Below are 17,788 nucleotides of genomic sequence, written 5' to 3' on the forward strand. Positions count from 1 at the left end.
ATCTGGTTTATTTAATAACTTTTAAAATTTTCAAAGGCACTTTTGGTCGCATTTGGATCAAGCCTGATACTACCACGCTATCGCCGGGTTGTAAACCTTCAATAACCTGGATCTTGGTATCGGTACGCAGATCTGTTTTAACCGGTTTTGACACCGCGATGCCGTTATGGTAAATCCACACCAGGCTACTTTTCAAATCGGGGATAACCGCCTCTGTTGGCAGCAAAATAGTTTTTGGAATCTGATCTAATGTCAGGTTGATTTTGGCAAAGCTGCCTGCTGTAAGTATTCCCTTAGGGTTTGGCGCTTTAGCACGTACGGTAATGGTACGTGAGCTGGCATCAATTGAAGGGTCGATAGCGTACACTGTACCTGTAAAATTCTCCATCGAGCTTTCTGTCCTGAACCTGATCTTGCTGCCCGGACCAAGGATAGAAAGGTATCTTTCAGGAACAGAAAAAGTTACTTTAGCCGGATCGATATTAACCAAATTAGCTATTGGCGACGACGGCGACAGGTAACTGCCCGGGCTCACATTTCTTAAACCAATAATACCTGAAAATGGTGCACGGATCTCGGTACGCGCAATTTGCGCCTTGATTACATCGGCAGCCGCCTTTAACGAGTTTAATGCGGTTAATGAAGTATCATATTCTTCCTGGCTTATAGCTTCTTTTTGAAGCAACTGACGGTTACGGCTTTCTTGCTGCTTTGCCAATGCTACCTGGTACTGGTTTTGTTGCAGGGATGCTTCCAGGTCCTGGTTGTAAACTTTTACCAGCAACTGTCCCTTTGTTACTTTACTACCTTCATTAAAATATATGCCTGTGATATTCCCCGCTGTCTGGCTTATCAGGCTCACTTTTTCATTAGCATCAATAGTACCGGTTATATCAATGATATTATTTACGGCGGTATCCTTAACTATCATGACGTTAACACCTACGGGGCCGCCTCCTTTTTTCTTATCACCCTTGCCCGAAGCCATAGCCGCGGCCGATTTTTTTGCCCCCTCGCTAAAAAATTTGTTGTAAATTAAATAGGCAACCAGCAGGGCCAGCGCCGTGTAAATAATATATTTCGTTTTCATACTTTGTTTAATCCGTGTGTGGTTTAGCTTGTAGGGTTGTTTCGGGTGATATTAATGGTTTTAAATTTTTGTGCATCCGGGTAAGTACACTTTCAAACACCTGCATATCGGCTTCAGATATGCCATCGGTAATATCAGTGTTTATGTTTTCAAATGTTTCGAGTATCTGGGGTACGGCCAGTTTAGCCTTTTCGGTTACCCGTAGTAATTGTTGGCGCCTGTCGTTCGGGTTATTTTCGCGGTAAACAAATCCTCTTGACGATAGCAGGTTAATGATGTTCACCATGGCCGATTTATCCTTGCCCAGCATATGCGCCAGCGCGTTTTGCGTAAGCTGTCCGTCATGAACATAAATGAGCGAAAGGATATAATGGTACCTTGTAACTTCCAGATGAGCGGTTTGCTTTACCAGTACATCCAGGTACAATTTACCCAAGCGGAGCAGCTTGCGCGAAATAGGTTCAATCAGTTCCATTTTACTTAAAATCGTTGTAAAACTAATAGCATAATATTAACAATAGTTGCATGTATCAACCATTTTACAACGGCGTTTTGGGCACAGGAATGCCAGATATTTAACTGATTATATAATTTTTATAAATTGCGTGCATGAAACTGACCAACCTACGCACGTTATTTTTTCTAACGATTTTAATTATGAGTACTACCATCAGCGAGGCAGCCGCCAACGCTCAGATTACCTACAATGTTTCGTTTCCAGAAGCCCAGGCCCATTATGCCGATATCGAAATGCATATTACCGGGCTTCAGCAAAACACCCTTGAACTGAAAATGCCGGTATGGACACCCGGTTCATACCTTGTCCGCGAATTCGCTAAAAACATCGAATCATTAAGTGCCGAAACCAGCGGCAAGCCGGTTGCAGCACCCAAAATCAATAAGAACACCTGGCAAATTGTTACAAAAGGAATTTCATCGGTAACAGTAAAATACCGCGTTTATGCCTTTGAGCTTTCGGTACGCACCAGCTTTATTGATGCGTCACATGCATTCCTTTCAACTACCGGCATCTTTATTTATCCGGCCAACATGCTGCATTCGCCGGCTACCATCCATATTAAGCCTTATAAAAACTGGGATAAGGTTTCCACCAGCTTAGATATGGTAAATAATGATCCTTTTACCCGGTTATCGCCCAATTTCGATATCCTGTTTGATTCGCCTATTGAAGTGGGTAACCAGGATGTTTTTGGCTTTGACGCATCTGGCGTTCATTATGAAATTTGCATGTATGGCGGTGGCAACTACGACAGGGAGAAGCTAAAAGCCGATATCCACAAAATTGTTGACCAGGAAACTGCTGTATTTGGTGAAAACCCTAACAAGCACTATGTATTTATAGTACATAATCGCCAACGCAACGGTGGTGGTTTGGAGCACCTGAGCTCGACTGTTTTAGGCGCTTCGCGCGACAATTACGCTAACGATAAAGGCTACCAAAGCTTTTTAGGCCTGGTTGCGCATGAGCATTTTCATTTGTGGAATGTAAAACGCCTGCGCCCAATTGTTTTAGGTCCGTTTGATTATGATAATGAAAACTATACCACCAACCTGTGGATAGCCGAAGGCTTTACCGAATATTACCAGGGCATTATTGTTCGCCGTACGCAATTGTTCCCTGTCGAAAATTATTTTGACACTTTGGAGGGCGAATTCAACATCCTTGAAAACCTGCCGGGCAAGGATGTACAAACCGTTGCCGAATCAAGCTTCGACGCCTGGATCAAGGCATATCGCCCTAACGAAAACTCAAACAACAGCACCATATCGTACTACAACAAGGGAGCGATTATTGGTATGATGCTGGACCTGCAGATCATTAACGACAGCAAAGGCAAATACTCCTTAGATGATGCGATGAGATATATGTATACCCAGTTTTACAAAACAAAAAAACGCGGTTATACCGATGCAGAGTTTAAAGCCGCCTTTGAAAAATTTGCTGGTAAAAAACTGGATGACTTTTATGCTAAATACATCAATGGCTTAACTCCTGTAGATTATAGCAAATACTTGGGCTATGCGGGTTACAAGATAGTTGATGAACTGGCTGGCAAAAACGATGCGGCCTTAGGAATCACTACAGCCACAAACGCCGCCAAAAAAATTATTGTTACCGGAGTACAACGCGGCACTGCAGCCTATATAGACGGCATTAACGTTAACGACGAAATCACCGCTATTGATGGCAATCCCGTTACCGACGCGGCAACCATGATCAAAGATAAAAACCCGGGAGATAAGATCCAGGTTACTGTAACCCGCGACGGACAAGCCATTATCCTGCCGGTTACCCTGCTGAAAAGCAACCGCGTTAAATACAACATTGCTACAATTGACAACCCAACCGAACAGCAACTGGTTGTAAGGAAAAAGTGGTTGAGTATATAAGATATGTTTTATTAATAATGGAGGGCCGGCTGAAAAGCTGGCCCTTTTTTCGTTTGAAAACTTGTTATTCCTGGGGAAGGAGAAAATTAAACTTTTAAAAAGTGAAGTGACATTAAATGTATAGGGACTGTCACCCTGAACCAGTCGAAGAACGCGCGCAGAGGCCCTACCCACTATGCTTTGACTGGCTCAGCATGATACCCGTTAACGCTCGTGGGCAGGCACAAGGGAGCAATACCCGCAGGTAGCCACACAACACTTGCGTCAAAGGTGTGGTATATATGTCTTCACAATAAGATCTAATTATTACCCAACCCTTCCTCAATCTTTGCTTGCAGCTCTGCTTTAAAATCCTCGTCCAATTTCAGCTCATTCTTTAACGAATCATGAAAAAGTTGCTTTACCATATTATTGATAATGCGACTTTGTTTATTGTATAACACACACATGCCGCAACCCGCCAGGTGAATGCGCAACTCTATTTCCTCGCGAAAGCTAAGCCGTTTAAGCTGCTTTTTTTCGATAAGGAAAGTAGCTTGTTTACAGTTGTATATGACTTTTTTCAGGTAACTCATTTTTAATTCCAGTTTTTTTGGAGGCAAGCCCTCAGGTTAACTTTTGCCCGGTGAATAATTACCCAGAAATTAGCCTGGGTAACATGAAGTTCGGTGCAAATATGCTCGGTTGCGGCATCATCAATGTGCTTCATGGTAAAAACCGCGTTCCACAGTGCAGGGAGCTTTTGCAGGCATAATTGTAAAATTTTGTTCAGTTCCTTTTTCAATAATGGATCCTGCTCATCCATCCCGGCAATGGGTTGCGGCGCATACTCAGGTTTCCAATGACCATTCCCTTCATCAAAAAATTCATCCTGCTCCTGTGTGGCTTTATTTGCAGCAGCTATAGCCAAGCCTGACGATTTTTTCCGGTACACATCAATAATTTTATTTTTAAGAATTGCTGTAAGCCACGTTCGTTCGGTGCTCCTGCCCTCAAACCTGTCAACCCTTTCAAGCGCTGCTAAAAAAGTTTCCTGCACCAGGTCTTTAGCCAGGTCCTCGTCATTGATACGCACAATGGCATACATATACAGGTAATCGGCATAGGTGGCAACCCATTTGTGCGGGTTTAATACATTAGTTTCGGATATCATGAATGCTTAAGCTGATACAATACCACGTTAGTCGGGCGCAGGCGCTAATCCTTACAAATTAAACTCAAAATTAGGTTTATTTTAAACCAAGCCATTCCATTTATTACACCCTGCATTATCCTCATTGATAATGAGCTTATTATGCCGATATTTATATCAGCCAAAAAAGAAAAAATTTATTGTAAGGTTATCCCCGTAAACCCGACAAAGCAGTAAAAACGTATATCATTTAATCTAAATAATATGGAAAAGATCAAAGTAATCGCGCTCGTGCCGCTTTTAATCGGCGCGATAGCTCTTTCAGTCGCTTTTACTAATTGTAAAAATACAGCCAAAGGAAATAGTAAAACGCCGGTGTTTGATGGTAAAGGCTTTGCATTGGTAGAGCTATTCACTTCTGAAGGATGCTCAAGCTGTCCATCGGCCGATAACCTGGTGGCCAAAGTGCAGAAAGAAATTGGCGATAAGCCCATTTATATTTTAGCCTACCATGTTGATTATTGGAACCGTCTTGGCTGGAAAGATGTTTTCAGCAGTGCCGATTATTCGAAACGGCAAAATGAGTACGCTAATTGGTTGAACCTGTCGCAGGTATATACCCCGCAGATTGTGGTTAATGGCAAAACGGAATTTGTAGGTTCGCAGGAAGGCGCTTTACGCAACGCCATCAAAGCCGGGCTGCAAGGCAACAGCAGTACAAGGTTAATGCTCAACGCTACACGCAATGCCAACAATTCAGCTTCGGTACAATATAAAATTGAAGGAGAAACAGATAACCCACACAGTGTAATATCCCTCGCATTGGTTCAAAAACAAGCTGTTGTAAAAGTTGAGCGTGGCGAAAATGGCGGCCGCACACTGGCACATACCCAAATTGTACGCAACCTGCAAACAATCCCTTTAAACAACACAAGCGGCAACGCGAACATCGCCTTACCCGCAGGGTTTGATACCCAGGGATGGGAAATAATAGGCTTTGTGCAAAATACCGGTAACGGAAATATTTTAAGCGCGGCAAAGACCTCATTTAAAGTATCGGCAGATAGCGGCGGCCCAGGGGAAGCTAAAAACATACAATAGTTAAACACGGTTTGTGCAAAAACTAAAACGGCCATTTAAATGAAAGTGATTAAAGAAAAACACCCGCTGTTAATGCGCTGGACACACTGGGTAAACTTCCCTATCCTGACCATCATGATCTGGAGCGGGCTGCTTATTTACTGGGCTAACGACACCTATACGTTCACGCTTTTTGGCGTTACTTTTATCCGGTTTTTTCCGCAGGAGTTTTATGACGCCTTGCATATCCCAAAACGTTTGGCCGAGGGTATGGCTTTCCACTTTTTGTTTATGTGGTTTTTCGCGCTGAACGGGTTTCTGTACGTATCATACACCATTATATCCGGTCAGTGGCGGGAACTGGTGCCCAATAAACATTCATTTAAAGAAGCCTGGCTGGTGATTTTGCACGACCTGCATATCCGTAAAATGGCGCCACCTCAAAACAAATACAACGCCGCCCAACGTATTGCCTACACCGCCATAATTGTAATGGGCTTTGGCTCGTTAATTACAGGACTGGCCATATACAAGCCGGTACAGTTTAATTACCTGGCCTGGCTTTGCGGCGGTTACCATTTAGCGCGCATATGGCATTTTGTACTCACCATTGGTTATGTGTTGTTTTTCCTGGTACATGTTGTACAGGTTGTACTTGCCGGCTGGAACAATTTCAGATCGGTTATTTCGGGCTTTGAGGTGATTGACGAAAAACCGCAACCCGCTATTCAAATTCAAAACGATGAAATTAACGAAAAAGCTGAGTAAGGTTTTCAGCAAAAATAAAGCCCCCAAAAAGGAGCTTACTGTTGAGCAGAAGATAAGTCGCCGCAATTTTATCGCCTTCGGTAGTTTCCTGGCTTTGGGCAGCGCGGCTTATGGCGGCTGGCGCTGGCTGTACACTTCGCCCGAAGAAACAGGCGGCATAACCGCAGGTGCCCATGGCCCATTACGTGACGTACTTAACGCCAACGAAAAAGTAGTGCGCCAGTTATACAGCAATCACAACCTTGTAAAAACTTATCCAAAAGAAATGGCAGCCAAAGTGGTGCGCCATAACAGCGATATAGGATCGGAAGGACTAATTGATGTAGATGCCTGGAAATTATCAGTCAAAAAAAATAGCGGCGAGGTGCTGAATATTGGTATCGACGAAATAAGGAAACTACCCAAAACCGAAATCATTTATGATTTTAAATGTGTTGAGGGCTGGGACCAGATCTCGCACTGGGGCGGTGTAAAATTCAGCGATTTTATAGCGCATTTTAAGCTTGACGCCGAAACTCAATTTGAATATGTTGGCATGGAGACACCCGATAAGGAATATTATGTGGGGGTTGATATGCCGAGCGCTATGCACCCGCAAACCTTACTGGCCTATGAGGTAAATGAAAAACCGCTGCCGCCTAAACATGGCGCGCCGTTACGGCTCATTATTCCGGTTAAATATGGCATCAAAAACCTGAAGCGGATTGGGAGTATCAACTTTAGCAATACCCGCCCCCCCGATTACTGGGCCGAACAGGGATATGATTATTACGCCGGGTTGTAAAGATCCCGTTAAACCTTTGAGATATCTGATGTAATATTTGCATATTGCATTAGATGCCAGCGGATAAACCACCACTTTCCAAACAGCTTGCCTATGCCTGCGGAATGATAGGCTGGAGCATCATGACCAATATTATTATTGTGATGCTGCCCTACTTTTATTTGCCGCCAAGTAATGCCCGGCTTACTCCCTTAGTTCCCCAGCTGCTGCTTTTCGGGGTGTTTAATATCATGTCGGCCATAACTGCTTCGGGGCGTTTGGTTGATGCTTTTTTTGATCCTTTTATTGCTTCGCTAAGCGATAAAAGCGAAAACCGCAAAGGCAGGCGAATCCCATATATGAAATGGGCCATTATTCCGGCTGTTGTTTTTTGCTCCCTTACTTTTTGCCCGCTGGTAAAGGGCGAAAGCATCCACAACGCATACTGGCTCGTTTTTACCCTTATCTGCTTTTTTATGGGCGCTACGGCCTACATTATACCCTATAATGCGCTGCTCCCCGAGCTTACACGCACCGGCGCCGAACGGGTTGAATTATCATCCTTGCAACAGGTTGGTTTTGTGATAGGCATTATCCTGTCGGCCATGGTAAACAACTTTGCCGATTGGTTACAAAGTTTCACACATATTACCAGTCGTGATACCGCGGTACAATATACCATTTGGGGACTTGCAATTTTTGCAGGGCTGGTGATGCTCGTACCTGTGTTTGCCATTGATGAAAAACGATATTCAAACAGTCAGCCATCGCACCTGCCATTGCTGCCTGCTATTCAAAAAACTTTCGCAAACCGCAATTTTAAATATTATCTCATCTCAGACTTTTCGTTTTATATGGCGCTCAGCATCATATCAAGCGGACTGTTATTCTTTTTAAAATCGTTGCTGGGACTGCCCGAATCTCTGGGCGGCGAATTGATGGGCTCCATGGTTCTGGTATCCCTGGTGTTTTATCCACTGGTAAATTATCTCAGTAAAAAAATAGGAAAAAAACCGATTGTGATATTTTCTTTTGGTTTGCTGAGCCTCGTTTTTATAGCCATATTTTTCCTGGGAAAATTTCCTATGGCACCAAAAGTACAGATCTATGCTTTGGTACTCAGCGCCTCTTTTCCGCTGGCTTCGTTAGGTATATTACCCAACGCTATTCTTGCCGAAATAGCCCAAAACGACGCCCAACAAACCGGTGAAAACCGGGAGGGCATGTTCTTCGCGGTAAAATACCTGTTTGTAAAACTCGGCCAAACGCTGGGGATAGCATTGTTTGCTTTCCTGACGGTGTATGGTAAAGATCCGGGCAATGATTACGGACTGCGTTTAAATGGTATTTGCGGCTGTGTGCTATGCCTGCTGGCAATCGTGTTCTTCAGCAGGTTTAGGGAAGACGAGAAGCGGGTAAGTAGTTAATTAGCCGCTATGGTTATTTATCTGCCAATATTATTGGGCCTTGTGTAAACCAAATGCATCACGTTAATATTGCGCATTTCAAATGCTGCTTCGCAGTAGCAAAGGTAGTAATTCCACTTGCGGATAAAACGATCATCAAAACCTAAAGACCGTACAGTTGGCAGATTGGCGTTAAATGCATTGAACCAAAGTTTGAGCGTTGTAGCGTAATCCAGGCCCATATCCTTCAGGTCTACCATGGTCATATCACCTGTTCGGTTGATAGAGTTGTTGATAGCCCCTACCGATGGCAAAAGCGAACCCGGGAAGATATGCTTCTGGATCCAATCTACCCCCTTGCGAAGCGCGACATACCTCGAATCGGGCGATGTAATAACTTGTATGGCCAGGATGCCGTTCTTTTTAAGCAGGTCGTGGCATTTTTTAAAGTACACATCCATAAAATTATGTCCCACGGCTTCCAACATCTCTACCGATACGATCTTATCAAACATCCCCTCCATTTGGCGGTAATCTTTAAGTTCAATGCTCACCTTGTCGGCTAAACCGGCTTCCTCAACACGTTCAACTGCCAGTTTGTGTTGTTCTTCAGATATTGTTAGCGATGTTACCCTACAGCCGTATGTTTTGGCCATATAAATGGCGTTGCCGCCCCATCCACTGCCAATCTCCAGTACATGATCACTGGGTTTGAGGTGTAGTTGTCGGGATAACCTTTCATATTTAGCCAGCTGTGCTTCCTCCAGGCTTAGTCCGTCTTTATAAAAATATGCGGCCGAATAAGTCATAGTGGGATCAAGGAAACTGGCAAAAAAATCGTTATTGAGGTCGTAATGTTCAGATATATTCTTGCGCGAGCCATCTACCGTATTAGCTCTTTTAAAATGCGAAAGCTTGTTAAAAAACCTGAGCAAGTTTAATGATAGCGCCTGCGTTTTGCTGCCTGATACGCCGGGAGCGTTTTCAATATTAAGTAGTACCCATTTTATCACATTGGTAATGTTATTGGTATCCCACAAGCCGTCAACATAAGCTTCACCAAAACCGATATCACCAAACAGGATAAGGCGTTTGTAAAAATCCTCATCGTTTACCACGATATTCGCGCTGATATTGCCCTCGCCGGTACCAATAGCAATTTGTTCGCCATGGGGAAGCGTTAAGTGTAATGTGCCTTTATCCATTTTAGATAAAAACTTCAGAATTAAATACTGGTAAAAACTGCTTTTTTTAACAACGGACAAGGTGCCTGCCATAATTTGCTGATATATAATTGAATTACCATAGTTACGAATTAGGCGGCCTGATAGTTTTAAGCAGAACTATTCATTTTATGAGTAAGGCCGGTAAACCTCTTTTTGTAGCTCCTTGTTACTGTCTTTTTTATGAAATGGGATTTTCTTGAGCCAAAGCTTAAATGCCTGCCAGTGGATAAGCGCGATCACTTTTATTGTGATGAGCGGAAAACCAATAAAATATAATAATAGGTTTTTATCGCTAAGTGGCTTTTTAACGCCAAGAAGTGTGCTGATAAAAAAAAGCTTGCCTTGTTTATCGTAATCGTCAATTTTAACATTTAGCTTTTCACCCGGAATGCCCAGGTCAAAATCAAAATTGGTATCCATATCAATGAAGGGCGACACATAAAAATACTTTTCGGTATTGAGTTTAAATCCCTCTCCCTGCCGGGTATCCGGGCCTAAAAAATAGGGCTTCATCTCCAAAAAAGTATTGCAAACCTCAACAACCGAGCAAACCGGCAAACCGGCCTCGTCATAACAAAAATAAAACGACACCGGGTTAAACTGGTAGCCCAGCGTACACAGATTGGTAAGTACCATGATACGACCATTTCCAATATATACCCCGTTTTGTTGCAGGTAAGCAGCAATATGCCGGCGCACATTTTTCGTGATATCCGGGTTTTCGCGGGGTAACTGCAAGTGGTCTTTATCCCTAAAATTAAACAGGTTGAAATGGTTTCGGCTCATGAATTTCAGCCTTTTGCCCAGCATGTCTATCTCATCCAGGTCAAGATAAAACATGAAAACATTATAGTGAAAGCTATGCTCTTTGGGAGCAAGCCTGTGGTGCATCACTTTGGCTTTGTATAAGCATGAATTGATAGCCGTATTTGCCATTTTGTTAATATACGGGTTATACCGGCGGCTGGATGAGTGTATGATCATAAACAGCTTTTCCTAACAACTGAGAGCTAAGCTGCACCGCGCTGGCAAACGCATCTTCATGAAAACCATATTTAAAATAACTGCCGCAAAAATATACAGGTCCGCTTTGGTTTAATTTATGCAGCTGGGCCTGGGCATTTATTGCCGGTACATCAAACAAAGGGTGTTCATAATCTATTTCCCTGATGATTTTTTTTGAGTCGATATTATCATGCGGATTGATGGATACGAAATAGTTCTTTTTATCAGACACACCCTGCAACTGATTCATCCAGTAAATGGTGCTTGGCGCAAGTTGTCCGTTTTGTTGTTGTATCCGGTAGTTCCAGCTGCTCCATGCTAACTTAGCTTTGGGCATAATACTTTCGTCGGTATGCAGGGTTGCTTTGTTATACTGATATTTGAAACACGAAAGCACGTGTTGCTCATCAATGGTTGGCGCTTCCAAAAGATTCAGGGCCTGATCGCCATGGGTGGCGATGATTACCCTGTCATATGCTTCTGCCGTGCCGTCTGAAGCATACACCGTAACCTTACCATTTGCGCGGGTTACCTTCACCGCTTTACGATTGATGTGGATACGATCCTTAAACGGCCGGATCAAAATTTCCCGGTAGCTTTGGCTGCCCCTATCCAGTGTATACCACTGGTGCTGCGTATCAAGCCCTAAAAAACCATGGTTTTGAAAAAAACGGATGAGCGTTACCGCCGGAAAATCAAGCATCTGCTCCATTGGGGTAGACCATACTGCCGAACTCATGGGAACAAGATATTTCCAAAGCATATCCTTGCCAAAGCCAAGCTCCTCGATATATTGCCCGATGGAGTAATCGGCATACTTTGGATCATCCAAAATTTTGATACTTTCTTCATTAAAACGCTTGATCTGCATCAGCATTTTTAGATATTTAATATTGAAGATATTTTTGCGCTGGGCAAACAGATGGTTAACACTTGAACCCGAATACTCCAGGCCTGTTGGCACATGCTGAACACTGAAACTCATATCGGTTTTTTTCACGGGCGCTCCAATCTCTGCAAACAGGCGGCAAAGGTTGGGATAGGTTTTATAATTAAAAACCATAAAGCCGGTGTCAATGTAAACGGGGCTGCCATCTTCATCAACAATTACGGTATTGGTATGGCCACCAATGTAATCGTTTTGCTCGTAAATGGTAATGTCATGTGTTTTGTGGAGGAAATGGGCGCTACCCATACCCGCTATGCCTGTACCTATGATGGCTGTTTTTAACATATTATCTGGTTACCGTGTTTAAAAAGCGTTCGACAGTATAGGTAGCCAGCTGCCCGCCGGGACCGTTCAAATTAAAATCAAAACCATGGGTTGCCCACGGAAGCTTAAGCAGAAAATGTTTTACGCCGTTCTCAGCCAGTTTTTCGTTCATGCGCCTGCTATGCTCAGGTGATACCAATACATCATTATCGCCATGAATAATAAGCGTTGGCGGCGACTGATGATCAATGAATTCCAATGGCGAGCTTGCTGCAAACTTTTCAGGAACTTGCTGATACGAGCCGCCGATATAGTCGCGCATTACCTGGCGTGAATCCATAATAAGCGGGCTTGAAGGTATAGAATATCCCCAAACCATATCTGCCGGCCCGTAGTAATCAATCACACCTTTAATGCTTTTATCATGACCTGCATAAGCAGTCAATAAAGCTATCTGCGCTCCGGCCGAACGGCCAAGTAACACAAAGCTGCCAGCATCGATATGCAGATCCGCAGCCCGTTTTTTTAAAAAAGCAAGAGCGGCATTGACATCCTCAACCGGGGCTGGATTTTGATATCGAGGTGCAAGCCGATAGTTGATCACAGCTACATTATAGCCCATCAGCGCCAAATGGCTGTTTAGTTCGGGGAGTTGTTTGTTATCTCCTTTGTTCCACGCGCCTCCGTGCACTACAATTACACAAGCCCTGTTACCCACAATTTGTGATGGATAGAAATCCATGGAAAGCGTTGTGCCATCAGCATACGAAACATAGTTAAGCTGTTTGTAATTCACTGTTTTATTGCCCGAAAACATTTTCCAAAAGCTAAAAGACTTCTGGTTATTATCTCCGTTGATAATGGTACTCCCGGCCCCAAATGCTTTAGTAAAATCTTGTTTCAGGCTGCCAGCTACAGTGTAGGCCCGTACAATCGGCGAAATAAAAAACGGCAAGGCAATCAAACCCAAAATGGTGCCGGCAAGTTGATATTTATTGGTGTAGTAGCCACTTCCTAATGCTATTAGTGTTAACAAAATAAAAAACCAGGAAAACTCAGTTGCAATAATGGCAAACATCCACATGTAGTATTCAAATGCTTTAAAAACAGTTAGCAGCGATACCAGGAATAATATAATGATAATAACCAGACGGATCATGCAGTGGTTTTATGAAATAAATAGTGACTTACAATCCACTCGTTGCCATTGTTGAAATTCCAAAGCTCGGCGCAAGCCATGTAAAATAAGCGCCAGTATACCCACCATTTTACAGCTTGATCTGCACCATAGATTTGTTCAAACAGCGGCATGATCTGGCTTTTATGGCTGTCCATATTTTTTAGCCATGCCTCTGATGTTTTGCTGTAGTGGTTGCCGCTCACGTGCCAGTGTTTTTCAACCACCAGGTCATCATTAAAATAAAACATGAGGTCATCGCTGGGCATAATACCTCCTGTAAAAAAGTATTTGCTCATCCAGTCGGTTTCGTCAATTACCTCAAACTTATAAGTGTACTCCTTATGCGTAAAAATATGGATCCACAGTTTGCCGTCTGCTTTCAGGAATGATGCCACTTTTTTAAGCAGCAACTCATAATTACGCATATGCTCAAACATCTCTACAGATACCACCCTATCAAACTTTTCTTCAATATCAAATGTGTTCATATCTGCAGTAATCACCGTCAGGTTGCTAATACCCCGCTTTTGAGCCTGCTCATCAATGTAAACCTTTTGGGTGCGCGAGTTGGATACAACTTTAAAATTGCTTTGCGGAAACTTAGCTGCCATATATAAAGACAGCGATCCCCAGCCACAACCCAGCTCCAATACATCCTGCCCACTCTTAAGCTCGGCCCGCAGGCAGGTAAGTTCAAGCATATCATCTTCGGAGGTGTTTATATCGGTTACTCCTGGTTTCCAATACCCGCTTGAATATTTGAGGTTTCTACCCAGGCAGTACTGATAAAATTGAGTGGGAACTTCGTAATGCTGTTCATTGGCATCGGTGGTATTTACAGCAATTGGCGATGCCTTAAGTTCGGCTATCAGATTCATTAAATGGGCCTGTTGCGCTTCAACATTGCCTTTGTTTTCGTCGGCAAGGCGTTGTTGCAACAGTTTGCGGATACCTTTCCGCAATAAAAAATCAGGAACGCGACCTTGTTCTATTAGTTTATCGTACCACATAATTTTAGGTTGAACGTATTACGCAGCACGTTTTACGCTGAATGTATTTTGTATTTTATGGTTATACGTTAAGAAGAGTGCTATGGATTTTGAGTGCTACTGTTTTTTAAACCAGGGCACAAAAACACTGGTGCTTTCCTGGTAGCGTTTATAGGCCTCACCTTTAGAACGGATAGCCTGCTCTTCGGTAGCAGGGATACCGGTTACTTTTAATAACAAATAAAGGATGATTGCCGGACTGATGAGCGCTAAATAACCATAGGGCGATGCCAGAGCAAAGATGGAGTAGGAAACCCACATCAGCCATTCAAAGAAGTAATTAGGGTGGCGCGAATAGCTCCACAAACCAGTATTGCAAACCTTGCCCTTATTTGCCGCGTTCTTTTTGAAGAAGGCGAGTTGCCTGTCGGCGATAGCCTCACCTGTTACGCTGATGAACCAAAGGATAAAACCCATGTATTCAAGGGGCGACAGTGCGTTTTTGGTGTTCATGCAGCTTATAAAAAACGGGATGGCCAGCAGCACATTTGACATGGCCTGAAACTGAAAAAAGAAGAAAAACTTTCTTTCGGCATTTGGCGCCCACTCTTTACGAAGCTGCAGATAGCGCCCCTCCTCTTCATGCAAATGAGTAATAACGCGCTTTGCCAAATGTGTACCGAGGCGTACGCCCGCAATAATCACCATTGCGCAAATGAGCACCTTCCGGTCATGATAACCAGGAGCAAGAAAAAATAAAACAACAGCTATGACGGGGAAATTATATGACCAAAAAATATCAACCACGCCGGCGTTCCTGATCTTGTAAGCCCATAGCCACACCAGGGCCATGATACCGCAGCAGACGATAAGGCAATATACCAATAACATCCAAACTGAGTTATCCATTTTGCCGGCCGAAAAATTCTTTTAAACCTTCTTTATCTTTTAGTCTGAACAGCTGGATAAGTACGTAAGCACAGCTGGCCAGGCTACCCAAAGTAATAAGTAATATGAGCCAAACTATTTTCCAAAGCCAGTTTTTCTCTTTGTAGCAAATCCATACGTAAATAACCAGGATGTTGGCATAAAAATCCCAAAGCGTGGCCCGCATCCAGGCTACAGCACCTAAATAATCCCACTCTTTAAAAAGGTTATGCTCCAGGCTTGTGTTTACAACAGCGTAACACATCCATACAAACACAATACTGAATAATATTTTCAGAAAGCTTACCACCTATTTTGCTTTAGCCGAATTGATAAACGCTAAAGCATCATCGGCATGTTCTTTACCTTGTAACATAGCCTCATGGGTATAAACTATCTTACCCTTCAAGTCAACTACAAAAGTTTCCCGGCCAGACATGAAGAACTTTTTCTTTACACCAAACATATCGTAAACCTTATTGTCGGGATCGCTCAAAACGGTAAAAGGCAATTTATAATGATCGGCAAAAGCCTTATGGCTTGCTACGGTACCATTGTTTATGCCAATAACCATAGCGCCAGCTTTGGTAAATTTATCAAAGCTGTCCCTAAACGCGCAGGCTTCCTTTGTACAAACCATACTTTCATCTTTAGGATAAAAATAAATTACCAATACCTTTTTACCTACATAATCGTCAGTGTTAAAGGTTTTGCCGTTTTGGTCGGTAAGCGAAAATGTGGGTATTTTATCGCCGGATACAAGCTGTTTGCTGCTTTGCGCTTCGGCGGCACAGGCAAAAAGAAACGAAGCCAGTAAAACGGCAATGAGGTATTTGATCATGGTTGGGCTCATTTTCCTTACTTACGTTAAATGTGTCACACAGCGATTTGTACTTATGAAATAAAAAAGCCTGCAATTTGTTTTAATTGCAGGCCCTTATATCTGTGTGTAAAAGCAATATTACACCAAATTCTTCTTAATGTAACTGATACTTTGGCTGATACTATCGAAAGGATCGCCAGGGCAAACATCCTGCTCAACAAAGAAATACTGAAGGCCTGATTTTTTGGCCTGGGTAAAGATCTTTTTAAAGTCGATAGTACCGTTACCTACCTCAGTAAATTTCTTTTCAGGTGTTTTATCCATATCCTTAACATGCCATAACGGGAAGCGGCCCGGATGCTTGTTGATCAACGCGATAGGGTCCTGGTTGGCTTTGGTTACCCAATAAAGGTCCATCTCCATTTTTACAAGGCTTTTATCGGTACTATCCAACAAAATCTCATAAGGGTATTTTCCGTTTTCCTGGATAAATTCAAAATCGTGGTTATGGTAGCAAAGCTGGATGCCTGCACCTTTACAGGTTTCGCCGGCTATATCAAGCATGTTGGCAACGTTTTTATAATGATCAAGGTTGCCACGCTCAGATTGCGACAGATAAGCGCAAACCATGTATTTTACACCTGCTTCGGCAGCATCGTCAACAGCCTTTTTCCAGTCGTTCATGATGGTACCTTTCTGGTGTTCGCCATTAACAAGTTCTTCGCCTAAGCGATAGTGCGCGCTTGGCATAATCAGGCCGTTCTGTTTTAAAACATTGGCAAAATCCTTTGGACGCATGCCATAAAATAATTCGGTACCGGTATAGGTTGCACCTTCAACAGATGTGAAGCCTGTTTTGGCAACTTTTGCTAACGCGGCAACCGGATCGACAGCCATAGCATCGCGTACAGTATATAATTGTAAGCCAATGTATTTTTTATCATAAGCAAACAAATTAGGAGCTGCCAGCAAGCCTGCTGAAAGTAGCGCCGAGGTTTTAAGGAAAGAGCGTCTGGTAGTCATTGGTTATGTTTTTTGATTGGTTGTGTAAATATAACACATTAAAAATGCCAATTCAAAGACACAAACAACATTGATTGGTTTAATGCCGTATCCAATAAAAATAATACAAACAGGATTAGGCTCAACAAAAAAGGCCGCTAAAGCGGCCTTCTAATTCAATATTTTTAAAATTATCTTCCTTTTTTAACGTTCGGAAATTTCATTTTATAATCTACATCAACCATACCTTTTGAAATATCGTTAAGCTTTTTTTCGATCAGGCGCTTGCGCAGCGGGCTTAGCTTATCGGTAAACAGCTTACCTTCAATATGGTCATACTCATGCTGAATAACGCGTGCTGCCATACCTTTAAAAGTCTCTTCGTGGTGTTTCCAGTCGGCATCATAGTATGACATGCGCACAACCGGTTTGCGGTATACATCCTCGCGGATATCCGGAATGCTCAGGCAACCCTCGTTAAAGCCCCACTCCTCACCTGTTTCTTCCAAAATAGTAGCATTAATGAATGCCTTTTTGAAATCTTTCAATTCCGGCTCATCATCATCAAATGGGGTAGCATCAACCACAAATAAACGCATAGACATACCTACCTGCGGAGCAGCCAAACCAACACCGCGGGCAGCATACATGGTTTCAAACATGTTTTCAACCAATTCTTTTATATGCGGGTATTCGTCGGGCTCAATGGCCGTAGCTTTTTTTCTTAAAACAGGATCACCGTAGGCAATGATAGGATACTTCATCGTGCAAA

Annotated in this window: 19 protein-coding genes; 5 read left to right on the forward strand and 14 right to left on the reverse strand. The window is 43.0% G+C overall.

The features are described from left to right. Positions 1-7: 7 nt before the first annotated feature. Positions 8-1,090: an efflux RND transporter periplasmic adaptor subunit gene (locus DEO27_RS24930; RefSeq protein ID WP_112568338.1), complete on the reverse strand. Its 1,083-nt coding sequence runs from the start codon at positions 1,088-1,090 to the stop codon at positions 8-10. Positions 1,091-1,097: 7 nt separating this feature from the next. Then, a complete protein-coding gene (locus tag DEO27_RS24935; RefSeq protein WP_112568336.1) occupies positions 1,098-1,565 on the reverse strand; it encodes a MarR family winged helix-turn-helix transcriptional regulator in 468 nt (155 codons plus the stop codon). A gap of 182 nt (positions 1,566-1,747) precedes the next feature. On the opposite strand from DEO27_RS24935, the gene DEO27_RS24940 reads away from it, so the two are divergent. Continuing rightward, on the forward strand, positions 1,748-3,502 hold the full coding sequence (locus DEO27_RS24940) for a M61 family metallopeptidase (RefSeq protein WP_112568334.1): 1,755 nt from the start codon (positions 1,748-1,750) through the stop codon (positions 3,500-3,502). A 299-nt stretch (positions 3,503-3,801) separates the two neighbouring features. Here the strand turns inward: DEO27_RS24940 and DEO27_RS24945 are convergent, their stop codons facing one another. Both DEO27_RS24945 and DEO27_RS24950 read right to left on the reverse strand, forming a co-directional pair. Then, positions 3,802-4,077 carry a hypothetical protein gene (locus DEO27_RS24945; RefSeq protein WP_112568332.1) on the reverse strand — a complete coding sequence of 92 codons (276 nt, stop codon included), beginning with the start codon at positions 4,075-4,077 and terminating at the stop codon, positions 3,802-3,804. A 2-nt stretch (positions 4,078-4,079) separates the two neighbouring features. Further along, positions 4,080-4,655: a sigma-70 family RNA polymerase sigma factor gene (locus DEO27_RS24950; RefSeq protein WP_112568330.1), complete on the reverse strand. Its 576-nt coding sequence runs from the start codon at positions 4,653-4,655 to the stop codon at positions 4,080-4,082. Positions 4,656-4,898: 243 nt separating this feature from the next. On the opposite strand from DEO27_RS24950, the gene DEO27_RS24955 reads away from it, so the two are divergent. From DEO27_RS24955 to DEO27_RS24970, 4 genes are read left to right on the forward strand one after another with little or no spacing between them, the layout of a single operon-like run. Beyond that, positions 4,899-5,735 carry a DUF1223 domain-containing protein gene (locus DEO27_RS24955; protein WP_112568328.1) on the forward strand — a complete coding sequence of 279 codons (837 nt, stop codon included), beginning with the start codon at positions 4,899-4,901 and terminating at the stop codon, positions 5,733-5,735. 39 nt (positions 5,736-5,774) lie between these two features. After that, a complete protein-coding gene (locus DEO27_RS24960; protein ID WP_190295226.1) occupies positions 5,775-6,482 on the forward strand; it encodes a cytochrome b/b6 domain-containing protein in 708 nt (235 codons plus the stop codon). Further along, positions 6,457-7,266, forward strand: coding sequence for a molybdopterin-dependent oxidoreductase (locus DEO27_RS24965; RefSeq protein WP_190295227.1), 810 nt, complete (start codon positions 6,457-6,459; stop codon positions 7,264-7,266). The genes DEO27_RS24960 and DEO27_RS24965 overlap by 26 nt, the downstream gene beginning before the upstream one ends. A gap of 53 nt (positions 7,267-7,319) precedes the next feature. Further along, a complete protein-coding gene (locus DEO27_RS24970; protein WP_112568326.1) occupies positions 7,320-8,672 on the forward strand; it encodes an MFS transporter in 1,353 nt (450 codons plus the stop codon). A 17-nt stretch (positions 8,673-8,689) separates the two neighbouring features. Here DEO27_RS24970 and DEO27_RS24975 read toward each other — a convergent pair whose 3' ends face one another. The 10 genes from DEO27_RS24975 to def all read right to left on the reverse strand — a co-directional run bounded on the left by DEO27_RS24975 (position 8,690) and on the right by def (position 17,780). After that, positions 8,690-9,928: an SAM-dependent methyltransferase gene (locus DEO27_RS24975; RefSeq protein WP_112568324.1), complete on the reverse strand. Its 1,239-nt coding sequence runs from the start codon at positions 9,926-9,928 to the stop codon at positions 8,690-8,692. A gap of 75 nt (positions 9,929-10,003) precedes the next feature. After that, positions 10,004-10,813 carry a DUF1365 domain-containing protein gene (locus DEO27_RS24980; protein WP_190295229.1) on the reverse strand — a complete coding sequence of 270 codons (810 nt, stop codon included), beginning with the start codon at positions 10,811-10,813 and terminating at the stop codon, positions 10,004-10,006. Positions 10,814-10,829: 16 nt separating this feature from the next. Beyond that, complete coding sequence (locus tag DEO27_RS24985; protein WP_112568320.1) at positions 10,830-12,116, reverse strand: NAD(P)/FAD-dependent oxidoreductase; 1,287 nt, start codon at positions 12,114-12,116, stop codon at positions 10,830-10,832. 1 nt (position 12,117) lies between these two features. After that, positions 12,118-13,254 carry an alpha/beta hydrolase gene (locus DEO27_RS24990; protein ID WP_112568318.1) on the reverse strand — a complete coding sequence of 379 codons (1,137 nt, stop codon included), beginning with the start codon at positions 13,252-13,254 and terminating at the stop codon, positions 12,118-12,120. Further along, positions 13,251-14,285 carry an SAM-dependent methyltransferase gene (locus DEO27_RS24995; protein ID WP_112568316.1) on the reverse strand — a complete coding sequence of 345 codons (1,035 nt, stop codon included), beginning with the start codon at positions 14,283-14,285 and terminating at the stop codon, positions 13,251-13,253. The genes DEO27_RS24990 and DEO27_RS24995 overlap by 4 nt, the downstream gene beginning before the upstream one ends. A 96-nt stretch (positions 14,286-14,381) precedes the next feature. Then, entirely contained in the window at positions 14,382-15,173 is a 792-nt protein-coding gene (locus DEO27_RS25000) for a DUF1295 domain-containing protein (RefSeq protein ID WP_112568314.1), read from the reverse strand. Next, entirely contained in the window at positions 15,166-15,456 is a 291-nt protein-coding gene (locus DEO27_RS25005; protein ID WP_146749976.1) for a DUF1475 family protein, read from the reverse strand. The genes DEO27_RS25000 and DEO27_RS25005 overlap by 8 nt, the downstream gene beginning before the upstream one ends. A gap of 45 nt (positions 15,457-15,501) precedes the next feature. After that, positions 15,502-16,044 (reverse strand): peroxiredoxin, encoded by a 543-nt coding sequence (locus tag DEO27_RS25010; RefSeq protein ID WP_223818046.1) that lies wholly within the window; start codon positions 16,042-16,044, stop codon positions 15,502-15,504. 108 nt (positions 16,045-16,152) lie between these two features. Next, on the reverse strand, positions 16,153-17,037 hold the full coding sequence (locus DEO27_RS25015) for a sugar phosphate isomerase/epimerase family protein (RefSeq protein ID WP_112568310.1): 885 nt from the start codon (positions 17,035-17,037) through the stop codon (positions 16,153-16,155). Between the two features lie 170 nt (positions 17,038-17,207). Beyond that, a complete protein-coding gene (gene def / locus DEO27_RS25020; RefSeq protein ID WP_112568308.1) occupies positions 17,208-17,780 on the reverse strand; it encodes a peptide deformylase in 573 nt (190 codons plus the stop codon). Between the last annotated feature and the right edge of the window lie 8 nt (positions 17,781-17,788).

The organism is Mucilaginibacter rubeus (genome assembly GCF_003286415.2).
Classification (GTDB): domain Bacteria; phylum Bacteroidota; class Bacteroidia; order Sphingobacteriales; family Sphingobacteriaceae; genus Mucilaginibacter; species Mucilaginibacter rubeus_A.